The following is a 19,894-nucleotide window of genomic DNA, read 5'->3' as shown; positions in this document are numbered from 1 at the left end:
GTTGATATGCAATACATCAAAATCCATTCGCTGGATAACGTTGCCGTCGCGCTGGCCGATTTAGCCGAAGGGACGGAAGTGACCTTCGACAACCAGTCGGTGACGTTACGCCAGGCCATTGGACGTGGACATAAGTTTGCCCTGATCCCCATCGCGAAAGGGGAGAACGTGGTGAAGTACGGTTTGCCCATCGGTCATGCGCTGGCGGATATTGCGCCGGGTGAATACATTCATTCCCACAATACCCGCACCAATCTCAGCGATCTGGACGAGTACAGCTATCAACCTGACTTCCAGCCAGAAGAAGGACAGGCGGCCGATCGTGAGGTACAGATCTACCGCCGCGCCAGCGGCGAGGTGGGGATCCGCAATGAGCTGTGGATCCTCCCGACTGTCGGCTGCGTGAACGGGATCGCGCGTCAAATTCAGACGCGTTTCCTGAAAGAGACTAATGATGCTGAAGGCACCGACGGCGTGCATCTGTTCAGCCACACCTACGGTTGTTCCCAGCTGGGCGACGACCACATCAATACCCGCACCATGCTGCAAAACATGGTGCGCCACCCGAACGCGGGCGCGGTGCTGGTGATCGGCCTCGGCTGCGAGAACAATCAGGTTGACGCCTTCCGCGACACGCTGGGCGAATTTGACCCTGAGCGCGTGCACTTTATGGTGTGTCAGCACCAGGACGACGAAGTGGAAGCGGGCGTTGAACAGCTGCATCAGCTGTACGAGGTGATGCGTCACGACAAGCGCGAGCCGGGCACGCTGAGCGAACTGAAGTTTGGCCTGGAGTGCGGCGGATCTGATGGCCTTTCCGGCATTACCGCTAACCCAATGCTGGGTCGCTTCTCGGATTACGTGATTGCCAACGGCGGCACTACGGTGCTGACCGAAGTGCCGGAGATGTTCGGCGCAGAGCGCATTCTGATGAGCCACTGCCGCGACGAAGAGATCTTTGAGAAGACCGTCACCATGGTCAACGACTTCAAACAGTACTTCATCGCCCATAACCAGCCGATATACGAGAACCCCTCGCCGGGTAACAAAGCGGGCGGGATCACCACGCTTGAAGAGAAATCCCTGGGCTGCACTCAAAAAGCGGGCGCCAGCCAGGTGGTGGACGTGCTGCGCTACGGTGAGCGGCTGAAAACGCACGGCCTGAACCTGCTCAGCGCACCGGGCAACGATGCGGTCGCCACCAGCGCGCTGGCGGGAGCGGGCTGTCATATGGTGCTGTTCAGTACCGGTCGCGGTACGCCGTACGGCGGGTTTGTGCCGACGGTGAAAATCGCCACTAACAGCGAACTGGCGGCGAAGAAAAAGCACTGGATCGACTTTGATGCGGGCCAACTGATCCACGGCAAAGCGATGCCGCAGCTGCTGAGCGAATTCGTGGACACGATTGTGGAATTTGCCAGCGGCAGGCAGACCTGCAACGAGAAGAACGACTTCCGCGAGCTGGCGATCTTTAAGAGTGGTGTGACGCTATAAGTCGGGTGCGGGCTGGTGCCCTCACCCCGGCCCTCTCCCACAGCGAGAGGGTGCAAACACTAAAAACGGCAACACATGTTGCCGTTTTGCATTTACCTTGTAGGCCCGGTAAGGCGTAGCCGCCACCGGGCTTTTCTTTTTAACTGCGCAGGGCGTTCTTCGCTAAACGCGCATCTTCCGCCTGACAGGCTGCGGCGGTAAACAGCACGTCGGTAGAGGAGTTCAGCGCGGTTTCGCAGGAATCCTGCAATACGCCGATAATGAAACCGACCGCGACAACCTGCATGGCAATCTCGTTCGGAATACCGAACATGTTACAGGCCAGCGGGATCAGCAGCAGAGAGCCGCCCGCCACGCCGGATGCGCCACAGGCACACAGTGATGCAACGACGCTCAGCAGCAGCGCGGTTGGCAGATCTACCGGAATACCCAGCGTATGCACCGCCGCCAGCGTCAGCACGGTGATGGTAATCGCCGCACCGGCCATGTTCACGGTTGCACCCAGGGGAATCGACACCGAATAGGTATCGCGGTCCAGGTTCAGCTTCTCCGCCAGCGCCATGTTCACCGGTATGTTCGCCGCTGAGCTGCGGGTGAAGAAGGCATACACGCCGCTCTCGCGCAGGCAGGTCAGCACCAGCGGATACGGGTTGCGGCGGATCTGCCAGAACACCAGCAGCGGGTTGATCACCAGCGCCACCAGCAGCATACAGCCGACCAGGACGACCAGCAGCTGCGCGTAGCCCCACAGTGCGTCGAAACCGGTGGTGGCCAGCGTCGAAGAAACCAGACCAAAGATACCGACTGGTGCAAAGCGAATCACCAGCTTCACCATGAAGGTCACTGCATTGGACAAATCGTTAACCAGGTTTTTCGTGGTCTCGTTGCCATGACGCAGCGCGAAGCCCAGACCAATCGCCCAGACCAGGATGCCAATGTAGTTTCCGTTCATCAGTGCGGTGATGGGGTTAGAGACCATGCTCATCAGCAGGCCGCGAAGGACTTCCACAATCCCGGACGGCGGGGTGATATCACCGGCCGCGCTGGTCAGGTGCAGCGTGGACGGGAACAGGAAGCTAAACACAACGGCCGTTAAGGCAGCAGAGAAGGTTCCCAGCAGATACAGGAACAGAATAGGGCGAATGTTGGTTTTTTGTCCGTGCTGGTGGTTGGCAATCGACGCCATCACCAGCATTAGCACCAGTACCGGGGCGACGGCCTTCAGTGCGCCAACGAAAAGGGTGCCGAGCAGTCCCGTCGCTTCCGCCGCAGGTTTTGACACCATCGCCAGCAGAATACCCAGTACCAACCCGACCAGAATTTGTTTTACAAGACTGCCCTGCGCCAGGCGCGCAAGCAGGCCCTTAGATTGTGTGCTCATACGTTATTCCTGAGTGAAATTGCGTTCCATCCTGGATGTGCTCTAAGTCACATTTGTATCCGGATGTAAGTATTTGTTTGCCTGGTTGAGTATCAGGGAAAGCAGCGAAAGGCGGAAGCGTAAAATGCTGGATTTTACGTGTTGCGTCATGTTTTTTAACTATTGGTTAACGAAAGTGCCGGGTGGCGCTGCGCTTACCCGGCCTGCATTGCATTTCCCCCTCTCCCCGTGGGAGAGGGGTGGGGTGAGGGCATCAGCCCGCACCGAACGTTGCACTAAGCCTGCTGCTTCTTATCGTGCTGGCGGTTAACCCAGGTATTGATAATCAGCGTCACCAGCAGAATGCCAAACACCACGCCGAGCGAAATGGCGATCGGGATATGGTAGAAATCAACAATCAGCATCTTGATACCGATAAAGACCAGAATCACTGACAGACCGTACTTCAGCATTGAGAAGCGCTCTGCCGCGCCCGCCAGCAGGAAGTACATCGCACGCAGGCCGAGGATGGCGAACAGGTTCGAGGTCAGGACGATGAACGGGTCGGTAGTGACCGCGAAGATAGCCGGGATACTGTCCACCGCGAAAATCACGTCGCTCAGCTCGACCAGAATCAGCACCAGCAGCAGCGGGGTGGCGAACAGCAGGCCGTTCTTACGCACGAAGAAATGCTCGCTCTCGATCTTGTCCGTCATGCGCAGATGACCCCGGATCCACTTCACCAGCGGCTTATCACCGATACCGGTATCGTCTTCTTTCGCCAGCGCCATTTTGACCCCGGTGAACAGCAGGAACGCACCAAACACGTACAGCAGCCATTCGAACTGGGTAATCAGCCAGCTACCGGCGAAGATCATGATGGTACGCAAAATGATGGCGCCCAGCACGCCGTATACCAGCACGCGGCGTTGCAGGGCCGCAGGCACGGCGAAGTAACTGAACAGCATCAGCCAGACGAAGACGTTATCAACCGCCAGCGCTTTTTCAATCAGATAGCCGGTGAGGAAGGCGAGTGCCTGAGGATCGGCCACCGCGCGACCTTCGGTTGAGGCCAGATACCACCAGAAGGCGGCGCAGAAAAGAAGTGAGAGGGTAACCCATACCAGCGACCAGACGGCGGCTTGCTTAACGCTCATGCCGTGTTCGCCGCGACGACCCTGCAAAAAGAGGTCGATCGCCAGCATGATGAGCACGACAACCGCGAATCCGCCCCACAGCATTGGAGTGCCGACAGAATGCATACTATTTTCCTTACACATAAAAAAACAAAAACGGCTATGGTCAGAAGACGATAGCCGTTAGCTTTTTATGCATAGACCTCGCCTTCCGGCAAGGTCTCACTTACAACCACGAAGGTTGCCCGGCGACCGGATGCGGTTTTGCACGCATCGTAATGACGATCCACCGGCGAAGAAGTTACTCCCCTTTGCAGGTAACAAATTATGTCAGACCATCGATTTCGTCAATGGTCTGCACGATTTCATTACACAGCTTTACGCGACGGCTTCCACATTCACGCCGTCTGCCGGGAAGATTACGCCGGTCTGTCGGCGGATCTCCGTTTGCAGCTTCGCCGTGGTGCGGCTGATCGCCAGTCCCGGGTGGTTCACTTCGTTGTCTTCTACCAGACGGGCGAAGACCTCTGCCTCATAAAGCATAGTGTTAATATGCTGAGGCTGCGTCAGCTCCTGCGCTTTTCCGCCGCGCGGAACGATGCTGAGCTTCTGGCATTCGGAGATTTTTTCGATCACCAGCGAGCCGTCTTCGCCCTGAATTTCGCTTGGCAGCACGGAGTCGCTGACCTTCGAGTGCTGCAACGTCACGCTGAAATCACCGTAGTCCAGCACCACAACGCCGTGTGCATCCACGCCGCTCTCCAGCAGGCTGGCGGTGGCCGTCACGCCGTGTGGTTCCCCCCACAGCGCAACCGCAGAGGCCAGGCAGTAAAAACCGATATCCATAATCGAGCCATTCGAGAAGGCCGGGTTAAAGGTGTTCGGGTTTTCGCCGTCCAGATAGCGCTGGTAGCGCGAGGAATACTGGCAGTAGTTGATAAAGGCTTTACGCACTTTGCCAATTTTCGGCAGGGACTGCTGCAACAGCAGGAAGTTGGGCAGGCTGGCGGTTTTGAACGCTTCAAACAGCACCACCTGGTTTTCGCGGGCAAGCGCAATGGCGGCTTCCACTTCGTGGATATTCGACGCCAGCGGCTTCTCGCAGATCACATGCTTTTTATGGCTGAGGAACAGCTTCGTTTGCGGGAAGTGCAGAGCATTCGGGCTGGCGATATAGACCGCGTCAATGGCGTCGCTTTGCGCCATCTCATCGAGTGAGGTGAACAGATGTTCAACCAGGTAGTCATTCGCAAAACTTTGCGCCTGCTCAAGGCTGCGGGAATAGACTGCGGTGAGCTTATATTTGCCGGTTTCGTGGGCGGCGTCGACGAACTGGCGCGTGATCCAGTTCGTACCGATGACTGCGAAACGTATCATAAACGTTTACGTACTCCGTAGCAGGGAACCTAAAGCCACTGTAGCACGTCCTCATGACATTTCGCGTGCGCTACTGCGCATTACTCTTTAACGATAAATGCGTCAGCCACAAACGGGTATCAAACTCCAGCTGGTGGTACTGCGGCTCCATATGGCAGCACAGGGAATAGAACGCTTTGTCGTGATCTTTCTCTTTCAGGTGCGCCAGCTCGTGCACCACGATCATCCGCAGAAAGGCTTCCGGTGCATTGCGAAAGACGGTCGCGACGCGGATCTCCGCCTTAGCCTTCAGCTTGCCGCCCTGCACGCGGGAGATGGCGGTATGCAGGCCGAGCGCGTTTTTCAGCACGTGGATCTTGTTGTCGTACATCACCTTGTTGATCGGCGGGGCGCTCTTCAGATACTGGCTTTTCAGATCCTGCGTATACTGCCAGAGGGCTTTGTCAGTCGCGAAATCATGCGTGCCCGGGTAGCGTTTTTCCAGCACCGCGCCGAGCTTTCCCGCGGCGATCAGGTCGCGAACCTGGGATAGTAATTGCTCCGGGTAGCCCTGGAGATAAGTCAGCTGGTTCATCAAAACCCCAAAATAGTGTGAAAACGGGTATACTCACGCACCCTTTTCAGGGATACGCCAAATTTTACCATTCAGGAGGGCCGATGAGCCACTTAGACAACGGTTTCCGTTCACTCAACCTTAAACGTTTCCCGGAAACGGACGACGTGAACCCGCTTCAGGCGTGGGAAGCGGCGGATGAATATCTGCTGCAGCAGTTGGATGAGACTGAAATCCGCGGCCCGGTACTGATCCTGAATGACGCGTTTGGCGCGCTGGGCTGTGCGCTCGCGGAACATGCGCCTTACAGTATCGGCGATTCTTACTTAAGCGAGCTGGCGACGCGTGAAAACCTGCGTCACAACGATATCGACGAATCCAGCGTGAAGTTCCTCGACAGCACCGCGGACTACCCGCAGGCGCCAGGCGTGGTTCTGATTAAAGTGCCCAAAACCATGGCGCTGCTGGAGCAGCAACTGCGCGCGCTGCGTAAAGTCGTGACGCCAGAAACGCGCATCATCGCGGGCGCCAAGGCGCGTGATATTCACACCTCGACGCTGGAACTGTTCGAGAAAGTGCTCGGCCCGACCACTACGACGCTGGCCTGGAAAAAAGCGCGCCTGATCAACTGTACCTTCAGCGCGCCGGAACTGGCCGACGCGCCAGAGACCCTGAGCTGGAAGCTGGAAGGGACCGACTGGACCATTCACAACCACGCGAACGTCTTCTCCCGTACCGGTCTGGATATCGGCGCACGCTTCTTTATGGAACATCTGCCGGAAAACCTGGAAGGGGAGATTGTCGATCTCGGCTGCGGTAACGGCGTGATTGGCCTGACGCTGCTGGCGAAGAACCCGGAGGCCAGCGTGGTGTTCAGCGACGAATCGCCAATGGCGGTGGCTTCAAGCCGTCTGAACGTGGAAACCAATCTGCCGGAGGCGCTGGATCGCTGCGAGTTTATGATCAATAACGCGCTGTCCGGCGTAGAGCCTTTCCGCTTCAACGCGGTGTTTTGCAATCCTCCGTTCCACCAGAAGCACGCCCTGACGGATAACGTCGCGTGGGAGATGTTCCACCACGCGCGCCGCTGCCTGAAAATCAACGGCGAGCTGTATATCGTGGCGAACCGCCACCTGGACTACTTCCACAAGCTGAAGAAAATTTTCGGCAACTGCGTCACCATTGCCACCAATAACAAATTCGTGGTGCTGAAATCGGTGAAGCTGGGGCGTCGTCGGTAAGATCGCTTTGCCTGGCGGCGCTTCGCTTGCACAGGCCTACGGTTTCAAATGCCCGGTGGCGCTTCGCTTACCGGGCCTACAATGGCCTCGGACCCGTAGGCCCGGTAAGCGAAGCGCCACCGGGCGATGCCGTTAAATACTCAGCGCCAGTTTTGTCCCCTGCGCAATCGCCCGCCGCGCATCCAGCTCCATCGCCACGTCGCACCCGCCAATCAAATGTACCGTTTTCCCTGCCTCACGCAGCGGATCGGCCAGATCGCGCTTCGGCTCCTGCCCGGCGCACAAAATCACATGATCCACGTCCAGCAGCTGCGGCTCACCGCCGATCAGAACGTGTAGCCCGTCGTCGTCGATCTTCTGATAGCTCACCCCCGGGATCATCTTTACCCCGCGCGAGAGCAGGGTGGCGCGGTGGATCCAGCCTGTGGTTTTCCCCAGCCCTTCACCCGGCTTGCTGGCTTTACGCTGGAGCATCACGATCTGACGCGGGCTTTTCGGCAGCTGCGGACCTTCCGGGCGTAAACCGCCGGACTGACTGAGACTGGTATCAATGCCCCATTCCACGCAGAACTCAGCGATGTTCTGGCTGGTGGCTTCGCCCGGCTGGCTTAAATACATTGCGGTATCAAAACCGATCCCGCCGCAGCCGATGATCGCCACCTTCTCGCCAACCGGCGCTTTGTCGCGCAGCACGTCCAGATAGCTCAATACCTTCGGATGATCGATACCCTCGATCGCAGGGGTGCGCGGGGCGATCCCACTCGCGAGGATCACCTCGTCGAAACCGATCAGATCCGCCGCGCTGACAACCTGATTGAGCCGCAGATCGACGCCCGTCACCTCGATCATCCGGCGGTAATAGCGCAGCGTTTCATAGAACTCCTCTTTGCCGGGGATCTGTCTGGCGATAGTAAACTGCCCGCCGATTTCCGCCAGCGCATCAAACAGCGTCACGCTGTGCCCACGCGAGGCGGCATTGACCGCAAACGCCAGGCCAGCGGGTCCTGCGCCCACCACGGCCAGACGCTTCTTGTTGGTCGCAGGAACGATCGGCATTTTGGTTTCATGGCAGGCGCGGGGATTCACCAGGCAGGAGGTGACCTTGCCGACGAAGATCTGATCCAGACACGCCTGGTTACAGCCGATACAGGTGTTGATCTCATCCGCACGGCCGCTTTGCGCTTTGGAGAGCAGTTCGGCATCCGCGAGGAACGGACGCGCCATCGACACCATATCGGCGTCGCCGCGGGAGATCACATCGTCCGCCACCTGCGGATCGTTAATGCGGTTAGTGGTCACCAGCGGAACGGAGACTTTGCCTTTCAGCTTGCGCGTAACCCAGCTGAACGCCGCACGCGGCACCGGCGTGGCGATGGTGGGGATGCGCGCTTCGTGCCAGCCAATCCCGGTGTTGATAATGGTGGCACCAGCGGCTTCAATCGCCTGCGCCAGCTGCACGGTTTCGTCGAAGGTGCCGCCGCCTTCCACCAGGTCGAGCATCGACAGGCGGAAGATGATAATAAAATCCGCACCCGCACGTTCACGCACCGCACGCACCACCTCCACGGCAAAACGCATGCGGCGGGCATAGTCACCACCCCATTCGTCGTCGCGCTGGTTGGTGCGTGCGGCAAGGAATTCGTTGATCAGGTAGCCTTCTGAGCCCATCACCTCCACGCCGTCGTAACCCGCTTCCCGCGCCAGCGCGGCGCAGCGAGCAAAGTCATCTATCAGCGCCAGGATCTCGTCATGGCTGAGGGCATGGGGAGTAAAGCGGTTAATCGGTGCCTGAATAGCCGAGGGGGCAACCAGGTTCGGCTGATAGCTGTAGCGCCCGGTATGCAGAATTTGCAGGGCGATTTTGCCGCCCTCGTTGTGAACCGCATCGGTCACAATGCGGTGGTGCGGCAGCTGTGTCGCATCGTTCAACACCGCGCCGCCCTCCATTGTTACCCCGGAAGGGGCAGGGGCTACGCCGCCGGTGACAATCAGCGCCACCCCGTGGCGCGCGCGCTCGGCATAGAAGGCTGCCAGACGTTCAGCCCCGTCCGGACGCTCCTCCAGCCCGGTGTGCATTGAGCCCATTAACACGCGGTTTTTGAGGGTAGTGAACCCCAGATCGAGAGGGGCGAATAACGACGGGTAACGGCTCATAGTCTCTTCCAGTGTAAAATTATTGTTATGTGGTCGGATGAGTTACTAATTTAGCCAGCGGCGGCAGAAAGGTAAAAGCGGGATCGAATGATTGTGATAGATCTCAAAGAACTTCACCCCTCACCCCGGCCCTCTCCCCAGAGGGGAGAGGGTGAAAGGCCGCACGGAGCAGTCCCCTCTCCCCTCTGGGGAGAGGGTTAGGGTGAGGGGCGTGTGTCGCGCATCAGGCCCGGCGCCTGCCACATCGAGGTTGTCAGCCCGCTGTCCACCAGCCCGAGCTGGTCCGCGTACACCGCCTGCCATTTCTGCATCATGCCGTCGTACAGCTCCCGGTGCTGCGGGTTTGGCGTGAACTCGCGGCTCCACTTCACCAGCCGCTCGCCCGTCGAGGCCATATCCGCGAACAGCCCCGCGCCAGCTCCTGCGGCAATGGCGCAGCCGAGCGCCGTTGCCTCTTTGACTTCTGGCACGCGCACCGGCAGGCCGGTGACGTCGCTTAAAATCTGGCTCCACAGGGCGCCCTTTGCGCCGCCGCCGGCAAACACCAGGCTCTCAAACGTCACGCCGGAGAAGCGCGAAATCTGCGCCAGGTTACAGGCCGAGACGATCGCCGCGTTCTCCTCCAGCGCGCGGAACAGCGTCGCTTTGTTGCACTTTTCCGGGTCGATGGAGAGGTTAATAAACGACGGCGCGGCGTGGTACCACTGTTTGAAATGCATCGCGTCGGAGAAGATCGGCATCACCCCGTGGGAGCCCGGCGGGACGCGGCTCGCCATCTCTTCGAGCAGGGAGTAGGGGTCCATTCCCATGCGTTCGGCAATCAGCTTCTCTTCGGCGCAGAAGGCGTCGCGGAACCAGCGCATGGTCAGCCCGGTAAAGAAGCTGATCGACTCTGCCTGCGCCATGCCGGTGATAACGTGCGGGTTTACGCGGATGTTCATCTCAGGGTCGGTGCGCACCTGCGGCAGGTTCACCACCTGTTGCCAGAAGGTGCCGCCCAGCACCGCCGTTTGTCCGGCGCGCACCACGCCCAGCCCCAGACTGCCCAGCTGCACGTCGCCGCCGCCCATCACCACCGGGGTGCCCTCGCGCAGGCCGCTCTGTTGTGCGGCTGCTTTGGTGATGGCCCCCAGTACGGTGCCGGTCTCTTTTACCGGGGAGAGGATATCGGCGCGCAGCCCGGCCATGTCGAGCAGCGCGGGACGCCAGTCGCGGGAGAAGAGATCCAGCATGCCCGTCGTGCCCGCATTGGACGGGTCCACCGCCAGCTCGCCGGAGAGCTTCGCCGCCAGCCAGTCGCTGATCATGGTGATGGTGGCGGCTTTACGATAAATATCCGGACGATGGTGCGCCAGCCACAGCAGGCGCGGCATGGCGCTGAGGGCAAGCGTCTGGCCGGAAACGTCATACACTTCGGATTCAAACCGGTAGTCGTGGATCTCTTTGAGTTCAGCTACCTCTCGGCTGGCGCGGGCGTCGACGTTGGCGCAGGCCCAGATAGCCTCGCCGTTGCGGTCGTACAGCACAATCCCTTCGCGCATCGAACAGCAGGCGACGGACTGAATATCCGCCGCGCTCAGGCGCGCGCGCTCCAGCGCCTGATGAATACACCGGCAGGCCAGCTGCCAGTTGGTGTCGAGGTCGAACTCCATCGAGCCCGGCACGTTCTCGACGCTAAGGTGTTTCCACTCGGCCTGGCCAACGGCAATCTGGTTGCCCTGCAAATCGAAAATAACGGCGCGAACGCTGCCTGTCCCTGCATCTAACGCTAAAAGGTAACTCATGAGCATGCCTCATTGTTAGCGCAGGGAGGGCTCTTAAATGGCCAGAGCCAGCACCGCGCGGGCTGTCGTCTCTTCCGTCACCAGGCCATTAATACGGCGGCCCTTAAGTGCGGCATAAATCGCATCGGCTTTCTCTTCCCCCCCGGCCACGCCTACGATGGTGGGCAGCTGTGCCAGTTCATCGAGCGTGACGCCCAGTAGTTCTTTGTGGATCTCCAGCTCCTCGACGCATTCCCCTTCGGCATTGAGGAAATAGCCAAGGATATCGCCCACCGCGCCTTTACGGGCGTACATCAACTGTTCACCTTCGCTGATATAGCCGGAGCGCAGTATCGTCGCGTCACGGCGCTGGTTCACCGAGCCAATGCCGACCACCGCCACGTCAGCGGCGGTGGCGGCGAGGATCACGTCCCGCACGCTGGTTTCGCGCTTTAAGATCCCGGCGACTTCAGCGGATGACACGCGAAGCGGGGCAGGGATCATGCTGACGCTACAGGCCGCATCCAGCTGGCCGATACCGGTCATATACGGCCCCACGCCGCCGGAGAGCGTCACCAAGCGGATCTGCTGTGAGCTAATAAAGCCGCTCAGGTGTTGCAGGCTGCTCATGGTGGTTTCACCGAAGCCCACCGCTAACAGCTGGCCGGGCTCCAGCACGCCCATCAGCGACTGGGCCGCGCCAATGCCTAACCGCACGTTCATCGGCGGCGTATTCAGGGCGGGCATCACGCGCACCAGCTTCAGGCCAAATCGTTGTTGCAACTCGGTTTCCAGCGCCAGGCAGCCCTCGTAGCGGGAGTTTATCTGCACGCGGATCACCCCGGACTGACGGCCTTTCTCCAGCAGGCGGGAGATCTTCAGGCGCGGCAGCCCGAGCCGCTCGCCGATGTCGTTCTGGGTCAGCCCGTCGTGGTAGTAGCACCAGGCCACTCGCGCCACCAGCTCCTCTTCCGCCAGTGCCAGCCCGGCAAACCGTCCTTCTTCCGCAGTGCGTTTATCGCTCATAGTTGAACTCTTATAAAAATTTAGATCATATGTTCGTGATGGTGCGGCGTGAAAATGTGAGCCACGCGACAAAACGGATCTTTTCGATCCTTTCCGGTTTATCTGAATCTCAATCGATAAAACTGTGATCCCTGCACGGTTGTAAATATAGTTCACCGTCTACGCTTTTGAACATTATTAAATCTAAAAATCATTTGTTCAATAGCGGAGCGATGATGACACCACTTCTCGAGGCACGTGACATCTGCAAACAGTTCTCTGGCGTGCCTGTGTTAAAAGGCATTGATTTCACGCTGCTTGCTGGGCAGGTGCATGCGCTGATGGGCGGTAACGGCGCGGGAAAATCGACGTTGATGAAAATCATCGCCGGGGTTGAAACGCCGGATCGCGGTGAGCTTTCGGTTGCGGGCGAGTCTTTTGCACGGCTTACCCCGTCGCAGGCGCACCGGTTAGGCATTTATCTGGTGCCACAGGAGCCGCTGCTTTTCCCCAACCTGACGGTGCGGGAAAACATCCTGTTTCGTCTGCCGCGCGAACGAGATCGGGAAAAGCGGCTGGCGGAGAAACTCCAGCAGCTGCAATGTCAGCTTAATCTCGATGCCGCTGCCAGCACTCTGGAAGTCGCGGATCAGCAGATGGTGGAGATCCTGCGCGGGCTGATGCGCAACGCCAGAATTCTGATCCTCGACGAACCCACGGCATCGCTCACGCCGGGCGAGACCGAACGCCTGTTTCGCCAGATCCGCGCGCTGCAGGATCTCGGCGTTGGCATTGTTTTTATCTCGCACAAGCTGCCGGAAATTCGCATGATTTCGAGCCACGTCTCGGTGATGCGCGACGGCGCGGTGGTGCTGAGCGGCGAAACCGCGCACTTTGACGATAACGCCCTGATCGCCGCCATGACGCCGGTCAGCCGGGAAAAGTCGCTAAGCGATACGCAAAAGCTGTGGCTGGCGCTGCCGGGCAACCGCCGAACCCAGGCGCAGGATTTCCCGGTGCTGCGGGTGGAGGATCTCACCGGGGAAGGGTTTATCGATCTCAGCCTTGAGATTTATGCCGGGGAGATCGTCGGTCTGGCCGGGCTGGTGGGGTCCGGGCGTACCGAGTTTGCCGAAACGCTTTACGGCCTGCGTCCGGTACGCGGCGGGCGAGTGTGGCTGGAGAACCAGGAGATCACCGCCGATCCGGTCAGTTCCCGTCTGAAAAAAGGGCTGGTTTATCTGCCGGAAGACAGGCAGGTGTCCGGCCTGTTTCTCGACGCGCCTGTCCGCTGGAACACCGTGACGCTGAACGAGCCGTCGCTCTGGCAGCAGCGAAAGCGGGAGTCTGCGGTAGTGGAGCGTTACCACCGGGCGCTGGGGATCAAGCTCAACCATGCGGATCAAACCGTGCGCACGCTCTCCGGTGGTAATCAGCAGAAGGTGCTGCTGGCGCGCTGCCTGGAGGCTAATCCTTTATTGCTGATCGTCGATGAACCGACGCGCGGCGTGGACGTATCGGCGCGCGCCGATATCTACCAGCTGCTGAAAAGCGTGGCGGCGCAGAACGTGGCAGTGCTGATGATCTCAAGCGATCTTGATGAGTTTCCCGGCCTCGCGGATCGGATGCTGGTAATGCATCAGGGCGTGCTCAGCGGCGAACTGCCGCGCCAGGCCGTCAGCCTCGACCGGATGATGGCGCTGGCGTTTGGAGGGCAATCATGAAGATCTTACTGAAAAACCGCGAGCTGAGCGCGTTTCTCGCCATTCTGGCCCTGTTCGCCGTGCTGGTGGCGCTGAACCCGTCCTACCTGAGCTTACAGACGCTGGGGATGATCTTCGCCAGCTCGCAGATCCTGATCCTGCTGGCCATCGGCGCGGCGCTGGTGATGCTGACCCGTAATATCGACGTCTCCGTCGGCTCCACTGTCGGGCTGTCCGCCATTGCCGTCGGCGTAGCGCTCAACAGCGGCTACAGTCTGCCCGTTTCCATTCTCTTCGCGCTGACGATTGGCGCGCTGGCGGGGGCGTTCAACGGTTTTCTGGTGGTGGGGCTGCGCATTCCAGCGATTGTCGCCACCCTCGGCACGCTGGGGCTGTATCGCGGAGCGATGCTGCTGTGGACCGGCGGGAAGTGGATTGAAGGGCTGCCGCCGGGGCTGAAATCCCTCTCTGAGCCTGCCGCCGTCGGCATTTCGCCGCTCGGCATTGTGGTGTTGATAATCGTGGTCACAGGCGCGTGGATACTGTCGCGCACCGCCTTTGGCCGTGATTTCTACGCCGTGGGGGATAACCTCGCCGCCGCGCGTCAGCTGGGCGTGGCGGTCAACCGCACCCGCATGATCGCCTTTACCCTCAACGGCATACTCGCGGCCTGCGCCGGGATCGTCTTTGCCGCGCAGATTGGCTTTGTGCCCAACCAGACCGGCAGCGGGCTGGAGATGAAGGCCATCGCCGCCTGCGTGCTCGGCGGCATCTCGCTGCTGGGCGGCACCGGCACGCTGATCGGCGCCTTCCTCGGCGCGTTCTTCCTCACCCAAATCGACACCGTGCTGGTGCTGTTCAGGCTGCCGGCCTGGTGGAATGACTTTATCGCCGGGCTGGTGCTGCTGGGCGTGCTGGTGCTCGACGGGCGGCTGCGTCAGGCGCTCTCACGGCATCAGCGGGCGCTGAAATACAGCCGTTTCCAGCCGGGTAACAGAGGGGGAAAGCACGTCACCCCGCTTCCCAAACGCAACAAAGAGGTGGCGTAAATGAGGCTTAACTGGGAAAGCGCGCTGCTGATTTTACTGGTGCTGGAGATCCTGCTCTTCGGCGCCATCAACCCGCGCATGCTCGACATCAATATGCTGCTGTTCAGCACCAGCGACTTTATCTGCATTGGTATCGTGGCGCTACCGCTCACGCTGGTGATTATCAGCGGCGGGATCGACATCTCCCTCGGCTCAACCATCGGCCTGTGCGCTATCGCGCTGGGGGTGATGATGCAGGCGGGGTGGCCGATGGCGGTCGCCATCCCGCTGACGCTGCTGCTCGGCCTGCTGTGCGGACTGTTGAATGCGGCGCTGATCCACTACACCGGCATCAGCCCTTTAGTGATCACCCTCGGCACGCTTTACCTGTACGGCGGCGGGGCGCTGCTGCTCTCCGGCATAGCGGGTGCGACGGGCTACGAGGGGATCGGCGGCTTCCCGGACAGCTTCACGGCGTTCGCTAACCTGACGGTGTTGGGCCTGCCGATCCCGCTGGTGCTGTTCGCGGTGATTACCGCTTTCTTCTGGCTGATTACCCATCGCGGGCGCTTTGGTCGGCATCTGTTTTTAATTGGCCAGAATCCGCGCGCGGCGCGCTATGCGGCGCTGTCGGTGAACGGTATGCCGTATGCGCTGTACGGCCTGGTGGGCGTGGCCTCGGCGATTGCCGCGCTGGTGATGGTCTCCTATTTCGGCTCCGCGCGTTCGGATCTGGGGCGCGATTTACTGATGCCTGCGCTCACCGCCGCCGTGCTCGGCGGAGCGAATATCTACGGCGGCTCAGGTTCGGTTGTCGGTACGGCGCTGGCGGCGCTGCTGGTGGGGTACCTGCAACAGGGTTTACAGATGGTTGGTATCCCCAACCAGGTGTCGAGCGCGCTGTCAGGGGCGCTGCTGGTTGTGGTGGTGATGGGGCGTTCGCTGAGTCTGCACCGTGAATGGGTGCGTTCTCTCTTCAGAAAACTATCCGGAGCGTAAGATGAAAACAAAACTGCTCGTCCTGGCAATGGCCCTCAGCTTCGCTTCGGCGCAGGCGGCGGACCGCATTGCCTTTATCCCAAAACTGGTGGGTGTGGGATTCTTCACCAGCGGCGGCAACGGCGCGAAAGAGGCGGGGAAAGAACTTGGCGTGGACGTGACTTACGACGGCCCGACCGAGCCGAGCGTCTCCGGCCAGGTGCAACTGATCAATAACTTCGTCAACCAGGGCTATAACGCCATCATCGTCTCTGCCGTGTCGCCGGACGGTCTCTGCCCGGCGCTGAAGCGCGCGATGCAGCGCGGCGTGAAGGTCCTGACCTGGGATTCCGACACCAAACCGGAGTGCCGCAGCATTTACATCAACCAGGGCACGCCGGAACAGCTGGGCGGCCTGCTGGTGGAGATGGCAGGCAAGCAGGTCACCAAACCGAACGCGAAAGTGGCGTTCTTCTACTCCAGCCCCACCGTCACCGACCAGAACCAGTGGGTGAAAGAGGCGAAGGCCAAAATCGAGAAAGACCATCCCCAGTGGCAGGTCGTCACCACGCAGTTTGGCTATAACGACGCCACTAAATCCCTGCAAACCGCCGAGGGGATCTTAAAAGCCTATCCGGATCTGGATGCGATCATCGCCCCGGACGCCAACGCCCTGCCGGCGGCGGCACAGGCGGCGGAAAACCTGAAGCGGGAAGGGGTGGCGATTGTCGGCTTCAGCACGCCAAACGTGATGCGTCCGTACGTTGAGCGCGGCACGGTGAAAGCCTTCGGCCTGTGGGACGTGGTGCAGCAGGGCAAAATTGCAGTCAATGTCGCCGATCGTTTGCTGAAAAAGGGCGATCTTAACCCTGGCGACAGCGTGGAGGTGAAAGATATCGGGACGCTGAAGGTCGAGCCGAACAGTGTGCAGGGCTACCAGTATGAGGCGAAGGGCAACGGCATCGTGCTGCTGCCGGAGCGGGTGGTGTTCACCAAAGAGAACATCAGCAAATACGATTTCTGACGGGGGAGCAAATGGCTGATTTAGACGACATCAAAGACGGCAAGGATTTTGGCATCGGTACGCCGCAGCAGAATGTGCCGTACACCCTGAAGGGCTGCGGTTCGCTCGACTGGGGCATGCAGTCCCGGCTTTCGCGCATCTTCAATCCGCAGAGCAACCGCACGGTGATGCTAGCCTTTGACCACGGTTACTTTCAGGGACCGACCACCGGCCTTGAGCGTATCGATCTCTCCATCGCGCCGCTGTTTGGCGAAACCGACGTGCTGATGTGTACCCGCGGCATCCTCAGGAGCCAGGTACCTGCCGCGACGAACAAACCGGTGGTGCTGCGCGCCTCCGGCGGTAACTCGATTCTGGGCGAGCTGTCTAACGAGTGCGTGGCGGTTGCGATGGAAGACGCGCTGCGCCTGAACGTCTGCGCGGTGGCGGCGCAGGTCTATATCGGAAGCCCGTTTGAACATCAGTCAATCAACAACATCATCAAGCTGGTGGATGCGGGGGCGCGTTACGGCATGCCGACGCTGGCGGTGACGGGCGTGGGTAAAGAGATGGCGCGCGACGCGCGCTATTTCTCGCTCGCCAGCCGCATCGCTGCCGAAATGGGGGCCCAGTTCGTCAAAACCTACTACGTGGACGAGGGCTTTGAAAAAGTGACCGCCAGCTGTCCGGTGCCGATTGTTATCGCGGGCGGCAAAAAGCTGCCGGAGCATGAGGCGCTTGAGATGTGCTGGCGGGCGATTGACCAGGGCGCGTCCGGCGTGGATATGGGGCGCAACATCTTCCAGTCCAGCGCGCCGCTCGCCATGCTGAAGGCGGTGAAGAAAGTGGTTCACGAGAACATGAGCGCCCGTGAGGCGTTCCAGTTCTGGCAGGAAGAGAAACAGGGAGAAGCAAAATAAACGTGACGCTGGTGGAAATCAACATCAAACCCGAGCGGGTGGATGAGTTTCTGGAGGTATTTCGCGCCAACCACGAGGGGGCGATCCAGGAGCCGGGAAACCTGCGCTTTGACGTCTTGCAGGACCCGAGGGTGAAAACCCGGTTCTTTATCTATGAGGCCTATAAAGACGAAGAGGCGGTGTTGGCGCATAAGCAAACGCCACACTATCTGGCGTGCGTGGACAAGCTCGAAGAGTTGATGTCAGAGCCGCGCAAAAAACGCTGCTTTGTGGGGTTGTTGCCGGAGTAGCGTTTTGCCCGGTGGCGCTGCGCTTACCGGGCCTACGGGGGGATGGTGCGGTGTTTGCCCGGTGGCGCTGCGCTTACCGGGCATACGGGAGGATGGTGCGGTGTTTGCCCGGTGGCGCTAACGCTTACCGGGCCGACATCTGCAGTATGTTGTAGGCCGGGTAAGCGTAGCGCCACCCGGCGTTTTTTATGCCTCTTCCACGCTCACCCGCAGCGCCGCCAGCGCCTTACGCGCCGCCTTCAGCACCTGCTCACACTGCTCAATGGTGAGCGTCAACGGTGGCTCAATGCGGATGGTTTTCGAGTTGTTAAGCGTTCCCGCCACCAGTACCCGCTGGCGGAACATCTCGCTTGCGAAGCTATAACCGGTTTCGTTATCAACGAACTCAATCGCCATCAGCATCCCTTTCCCGCGCGCATCCTGTACCAAATCCGGGTATTCCCGGCCCAGCTGACGGAAGCCGTCCAGCAGCATGTCGCCTTTCTGCTCCGCCTGCGCAGGCAGGTTTTGCTCCAGCAGCACGTTGATGGTGGCCAGCGCTGCCGCACAGGCCAGTGGGTTACCGCCAAAGGTGGTGGTATGTAAGAACGGGTTGTCGAATAGCACCGAGAAGACCTCCTCAGTGGCGACCGTTGCGCCAATCGGCATCACGCCGCCGCCGAGCGCTTTCGCCAGGCATAAAATGTCTGGCTGAACGTTCTCATGCTCGCAGGCGAACATCCTGCCGGTACGCCCCATCCCGGTCTGCACTTCGTCGAAGATCAGCAGCGCGCCAAACTCATCGCACAGCTGACGCACGGCGGGCAGATAGCCCTGCGGCGGGAGGATCACCCCGCCTTCGCCCTGAATCGGCTCCAGGATCACCGCCGCCACGTCGTCGCCGGTTTTACGGCATTCACTCAGCATGGTGCGCATGGCGTTGATGTCGCCAAACGGCACGTGGCGGAAGCCCGGCAGCAGCGGCATAAACGGTTTGCGGAAGGTGGATTTGGCGGTCGCCGACAGTGCGCCCAGGGATTTCCCGTGGAACGCGCCGCTGGTGGCGATAAAGGTGAATTTCCCGCGCGGCGACTGGTACGCTTTGGCGAGTTTAATCGCCGCTTCGACCGATTCGGTGCCGCTGTTGCTGAAGAAGCTGTATTTCAGCTTACCGGGCGTTAAGGCTGCCAGCGTTTTCGCGAGCATGGCGCGAAGCGGATCGAGCAGTTCCTGGCTATGGAGAGGTTGTTTCGCAAGTTGATTCTGTACGGCGGAAACCACAACTGGATTACGGTGCCCCACGTTGAAAATACCAAAACCACCCAGGCAATCGATAAACTCCTGTCCCTGGGTGTCGACAAGCGTATTCAGACTCCCCGCTTGCCACTCTACGGCTCCGTAATCCCCGCCGGCGGTAACAGATTTGCGATACTCCAGAAAACCAGGATTCACATGCTCTTTAAAGTAATCAATGACCTCACGGTTAAGTTGTTTCATCTCCTCATGATCAAGCGTTCGCTTTTCAATGAGATTCAGTGCGTGCGCGGTACAGGCAAGAGCCGAGGCGCTGGAAGGTAACCTGTTCAAAATATGCTCCCGGGGATCGCGTATCACATGATACTGAGTTAAGTATTGCAGGGATTACGCCACCTCAGATGCCTTAACAAAAATCGGGATAAACGCCAGGTGAAATCAAAGTTGCACAATATTTAATCATGCCATCGCGCGCCGCACGGGATAAGGGATAACGAGCCGGGGATGGGGTTTCGTCAATTGCACTGCTCCAGGGCAGGAAATGCGCCTTAAGTGTGCGCCGGGGGATCATGCTTTGTAGGTAGTTTCGTGTCGAAAGTATTTTAAATCAATTAATTAGAAAAGCGTACGAAAAGTGCGGTTTAACCGAGATTTGC

General features: G+C 59.6%; 16 protein-coding genes. 8 read left to right on the top strand and 8 right to left on the bottom strand.

What is annotated here, in order from left to right; genetic code table 11:
• The first annotated feature begins 6 nt into the window (after nt 1–6).
• Nucleotides 7–1,494, top strand: a complete 1,488-nt coding sequence (locus HWQ15_RS04845; RefSeq protein WP_063149076.1) for a UxaA family hydrolase — start codon at nt 7–9, stop codon at nt 1,492–1,494.
• Between the two features lie 139 nt (nt 1,495–1,633).
• On the opposite strand, the gene sstT is transcribed toward HWQ15_RS04845, so the two are convergent.
• From sstT to HWQ15_RS04825, 4 genes are all read right to left on the bottom strand, one after another.
• Nucleotides 1,634–2,875 (bottom strand): serine/threonine transporter SstT, encoded by a 1,242-nt coding sequence (sstT, locus tag HWQ15_RS04840; RefSeq protein ID WP_023298692.1) that lies wholly within the window; start codon nt 2,873–2,875, stop codon nt 1,634–1,636.
• A gap of 275 nt (nt 2,876–3,150) precedes the next feature.
• The gene (locus HWQ15_RS04835) at nt 3,151–4,116 is read right to left on the bottom strand and encodes a TerC family protein (protein ID WP_022649470.1); all 966 of its coding nucleotides are present in this window, start codon (nt 4,114–4,116) and stop codon (nt 3,151–3,153) included.
• Nucleotides 4,117–4,368: 252 nt separating this feature from the next.
• Entirely contained in the window at nt 4,369–5,367 is a 999-nt protein-coding gene (locus HWQ15_RS04830; protein ID WP_022649469.1) for a Gfo/Idh/MocA family protein, read from the bottom strand.
• 70 nt (nt 5,368–5,437) lie between these two features.
• Nucleotides 5,438–5,941 carry a M48 family metallopeptidase gene (locus HWQ15_RS04825; protein WP_023298690.1) on the bottom strand — a complete coding sequence of 168 codons (504 nt, stop codon included), beginning with the start codon at nt 5,939–5,941 and terminating at the stop codon, nt 5,438–5,440.
• 83 nt (nt 5,942–6,024) lie between these two features.
• On the opposite strand from HWQ15_RS04825, the gene rlmG reads away from it, so the two are divergent.
• Nucleotides 6,025–7,161: a 23S rRNA (guanine(1835)-N(2))-methyltransferase RlmG gene (gene rlmG / locus HWQ15_RS04820; RefSeq protein ID WP_023298689.1), complete on the top strand. Its 1,137-nt coding sequence runs from the start codon at nt 6,025–6,027 to the stop codon at nt 7,159–7,161.
• A gap of 132 nt (nt 7,162–7,293) precedes the next feature.
• Here the strand turns inward: rlmG and HWQ15_RS04815 are convergent, their stop codons facing one another.
• The 3 genes from HWQ15_RS04815 to lsrR form a co-directional block, all read right to left on the bottom strand.
• Nucleotides 7,294–9,315, bottom strand: coding sequence for an NADPH-dependent 2,4-dienoyl-CoA reductase (locus HWQ15_RS04815; RefSeq protein WP_063149078.1), 2,022 nt, complete (start codon nt 9,313–9,315; stop codon nt 7,294–7,296).
• A 197-nt stretch (nt 9,316–9,512) separates the two neighbouring features.
• The gene (lsrK, locus tag HWQ15_RS04810; protein WP_058646851.1) at nt 9,513–11,099 is read right to left on the bottom strand and encodes an autoinducer-2 kinase; all 1,587 of its coding nucleotides are present in this window, start codon (nt 11,097–11,099) and stop codon (nt 9,513–9,515) included.
• A gap of 33 nt (nt 11,100–11,132) precedes the next feature.
• Nucleotides 11,133–12,104, bottom strand: coding sequence for a transcriptional regulator LsrR (gene lsrR / locus HWQ15_RS04805; protein ID WP_022649464.1), 972 nt, complete (start codon nt 12,102–12,104; stop codon nt 11,133–11,135).
• Between the two features lie 215 nt (nt 12,105–12,319).
• On the opposite strand from lsrR, the gene lsrA reads away from it, so the two are divergent.
• The 6 genes from lsrA to lsrG are packed head-to-tail and all read left to right on the top strand — an operon-like array spanning nt 12,320 to nt 18,005.
• Nucleotides 12,320–13,807 (top strand): autoinducer 2 ABC transporter ATP-binding protein LsrA, encoded by a 1,488-nt coding sequence (gene lsrA, locus HWQ15_RS04800; RefSeq protein ID WP_058646850.1) that lies wholly within the window; start codon nt 12,320–12,322, stop codon nt 13,805–13,807.
• The gene (lsrC, locus tag HWQ15_RS04795; protein WP_058646849.1) at nt 13,804–14,835 is read left to right on the top strand and encodes an autoinducer 2 ABC transporter permease LsrC; all 1,032 of its coding nucleotides are present in this window, start codon (nt 13,804–13,806) and stop codon (nt 14,833–14,835) included. The genes lsrA and lsrC overlap by 4 nt, the downstream gene beginning before the upstream one ends.
• Nucleotides 14,836–15,813 (top strand): autoinducer 2 ABC transporter permease LsrD, encoded by a 978-nt coding sequence (gene lsrD / locus HWQ15_RS04790; protein WP_058646848.1) that lies wholly within the window; start codon nt 14,836–14,838, stop codon nt 15,811–15,813. It begins immediately after the preceding gene.
• A 1-nt stretch (nt 15,814) separates the two neighbouring features.
• Entirely contained in the window at nt 15,815–16,816 is a 1,002-nt protein-coding gene (gene lsrB / locus HWQ15_RS04785; RefSeq protein ID WP_032626349.1) for an autoinducer 2 ABC transporter substrate-binding protein LsrB, read from the top strand.
• A gap of 11 nt (nt 16,817–16,827) precedes the next feature.
• On the top strand, nt 16,828–17,715 hold the full coding sequence (gene lsrF / locus HWQ15_RS04780) for a 3-hydroxy-5-phosphonooxypentane-2,4-dione thiolase (RefSeq protein ID WP_022649459.1): 888 nt from the start codon (nt 16,828–16,830) through the stop codon (nt 17,713–17,715).
• The gene (gene lsrG, locus HWQ15_RS04775) at nt 17,712–18,005 is read left to right on the top strand and encodes a (4S)-4-hydroxy-5-phosphonooxypentane-2,3-dione isomerase (protein ID WP_022649458.1); all 294 of its coding nucleotides are present in this window, start codon (nt 17,712–17,714) and stop codon (nt 18,003–18,005) included. Before lsrF ends, lsrG begins: the two co-directional genes overlap by 4 nt.
• A 186-nt stretch (nt 18,006–18,191) precedes the next feature.
• Here the strand turns inward: lsrG and ygjG are convergent, their stop codons facing one another.
• A complete protein-coding gene (ygjG, locus tag HWQ15_RS04770; RefSeq protein WP_022649457.1) occupies nt 18,192–19,571 on the bottom strand; it encodes a putrescine aminotransferase in 1,380 nt (459 codons plus the stop codon).
• Between the last annotated feature and the right edge of the window lie 323 nt (nt 19,572–19,894).

It is taken from the genome of Enterobacter sp. DSM 30060, from assembly GCF_013375955.1.
GTDB classification, from domain to species: domain Bacteria; phylum Pseudomonadota; class Gammaproteobacteria; order Enterobacterales; family Enterobacteriaceae; genus Enterobacter; species Enterobacter intestinihominis.
This window is presented reverse-complemented; position numbering and strand designations above follow the sequence as displayed.

Coding starts and splice junctions, on each gene's coding strand:
- lsrK (WP_058646851.1), bottom strand. CDS start 11,099: ATGAGTTACCTTTTAGCGTTAGATGCAGGGACAGGCAGCGTTCGCGCC.
- lsrB (WP_032626349.1), top strand. CDS start 15,815: ATGAAAACAAAACTGCTCGTCCTGGCAATGGCCCTCAGCTTCGCTTCG.
- lsrD (WP_058646848.1), top strand. CDS start 14,836: ATGAGGCTTAACTGGGAAAGCGCGCTGCTGATTTTACTGGTGCTGGAG.
- lsrF (WP_022649459.1), top strand. CDS start 16,828: ATGGCTGATTTAGACGACATCAAAGACGGCAAGGATTTTGGCATCGGT.
- lsrA (WP_058646850.1), top strand. CDS start 12,320: ATGACACCACTTCTCGAGGCACGTGACATCTGCAAACAGTTCTCTGGC.
- sstT (WP_023298692.1), bottom strand. CDS start 2,875: ATGAGCACACAATCTAAGGGCCTGCTTGCGCGCCTGGCGCAGGGCAGT.
- HWQ15_RS04845 (WP_063149076.1), top strand. CDS start 7: ATGCAATACATCAAAATCCATTCGCTGGATAACGTTGCCGTCGCGCTG.
- rlmG (WP_023298689.1), top strand. CDS start 6,025: ATGAGCCACTTAGACAACGGTTTCCGTTCACTCAACCTTAAACGTTTC.
- HWQ15_RS04815 (WP_063149078.1), bottom strand. CDS start 9,315: ATGAGCCGTTACCCGTCGTTATTCGCCCCTCTCGATCTGGGGTTCACT.
- lsrR (WP_022649464.1), bottom strand. CDS start 12,104: ATGAGCGATAAACGCACTGCGGAAGAAGGACGGTTTGCCGGGCTGGCA.
- lsrC (WP_058646849.1), top strand. CDS start 13,804: ATGAAGATCTTACTGAAAAACCGCGAGCTGAGCGCGTTTCTCGCCATT.
- HWQ15_RS04835 (WP_022649470.1), bottom strand. CDS start 4,116: ATGCATTCTGTCGGCACTCCAATGCTGTGGGGCGGATTCGCGGTTGTC.
- HWQ15_RS04825 (WP_023298690.1), bottom strand. CDS start 5,941: ATGAACCAGCTGACTTATCTCCAGGGCTACCCGGAGCAATTACTATCC.
- HWQ15_RS04830 (WP_022649469.1), bottom strand. CDS start 5,367: ATGATACGTTTCGCAGTCATCGGTACGAACTGGATCACGCGCCAGTTC.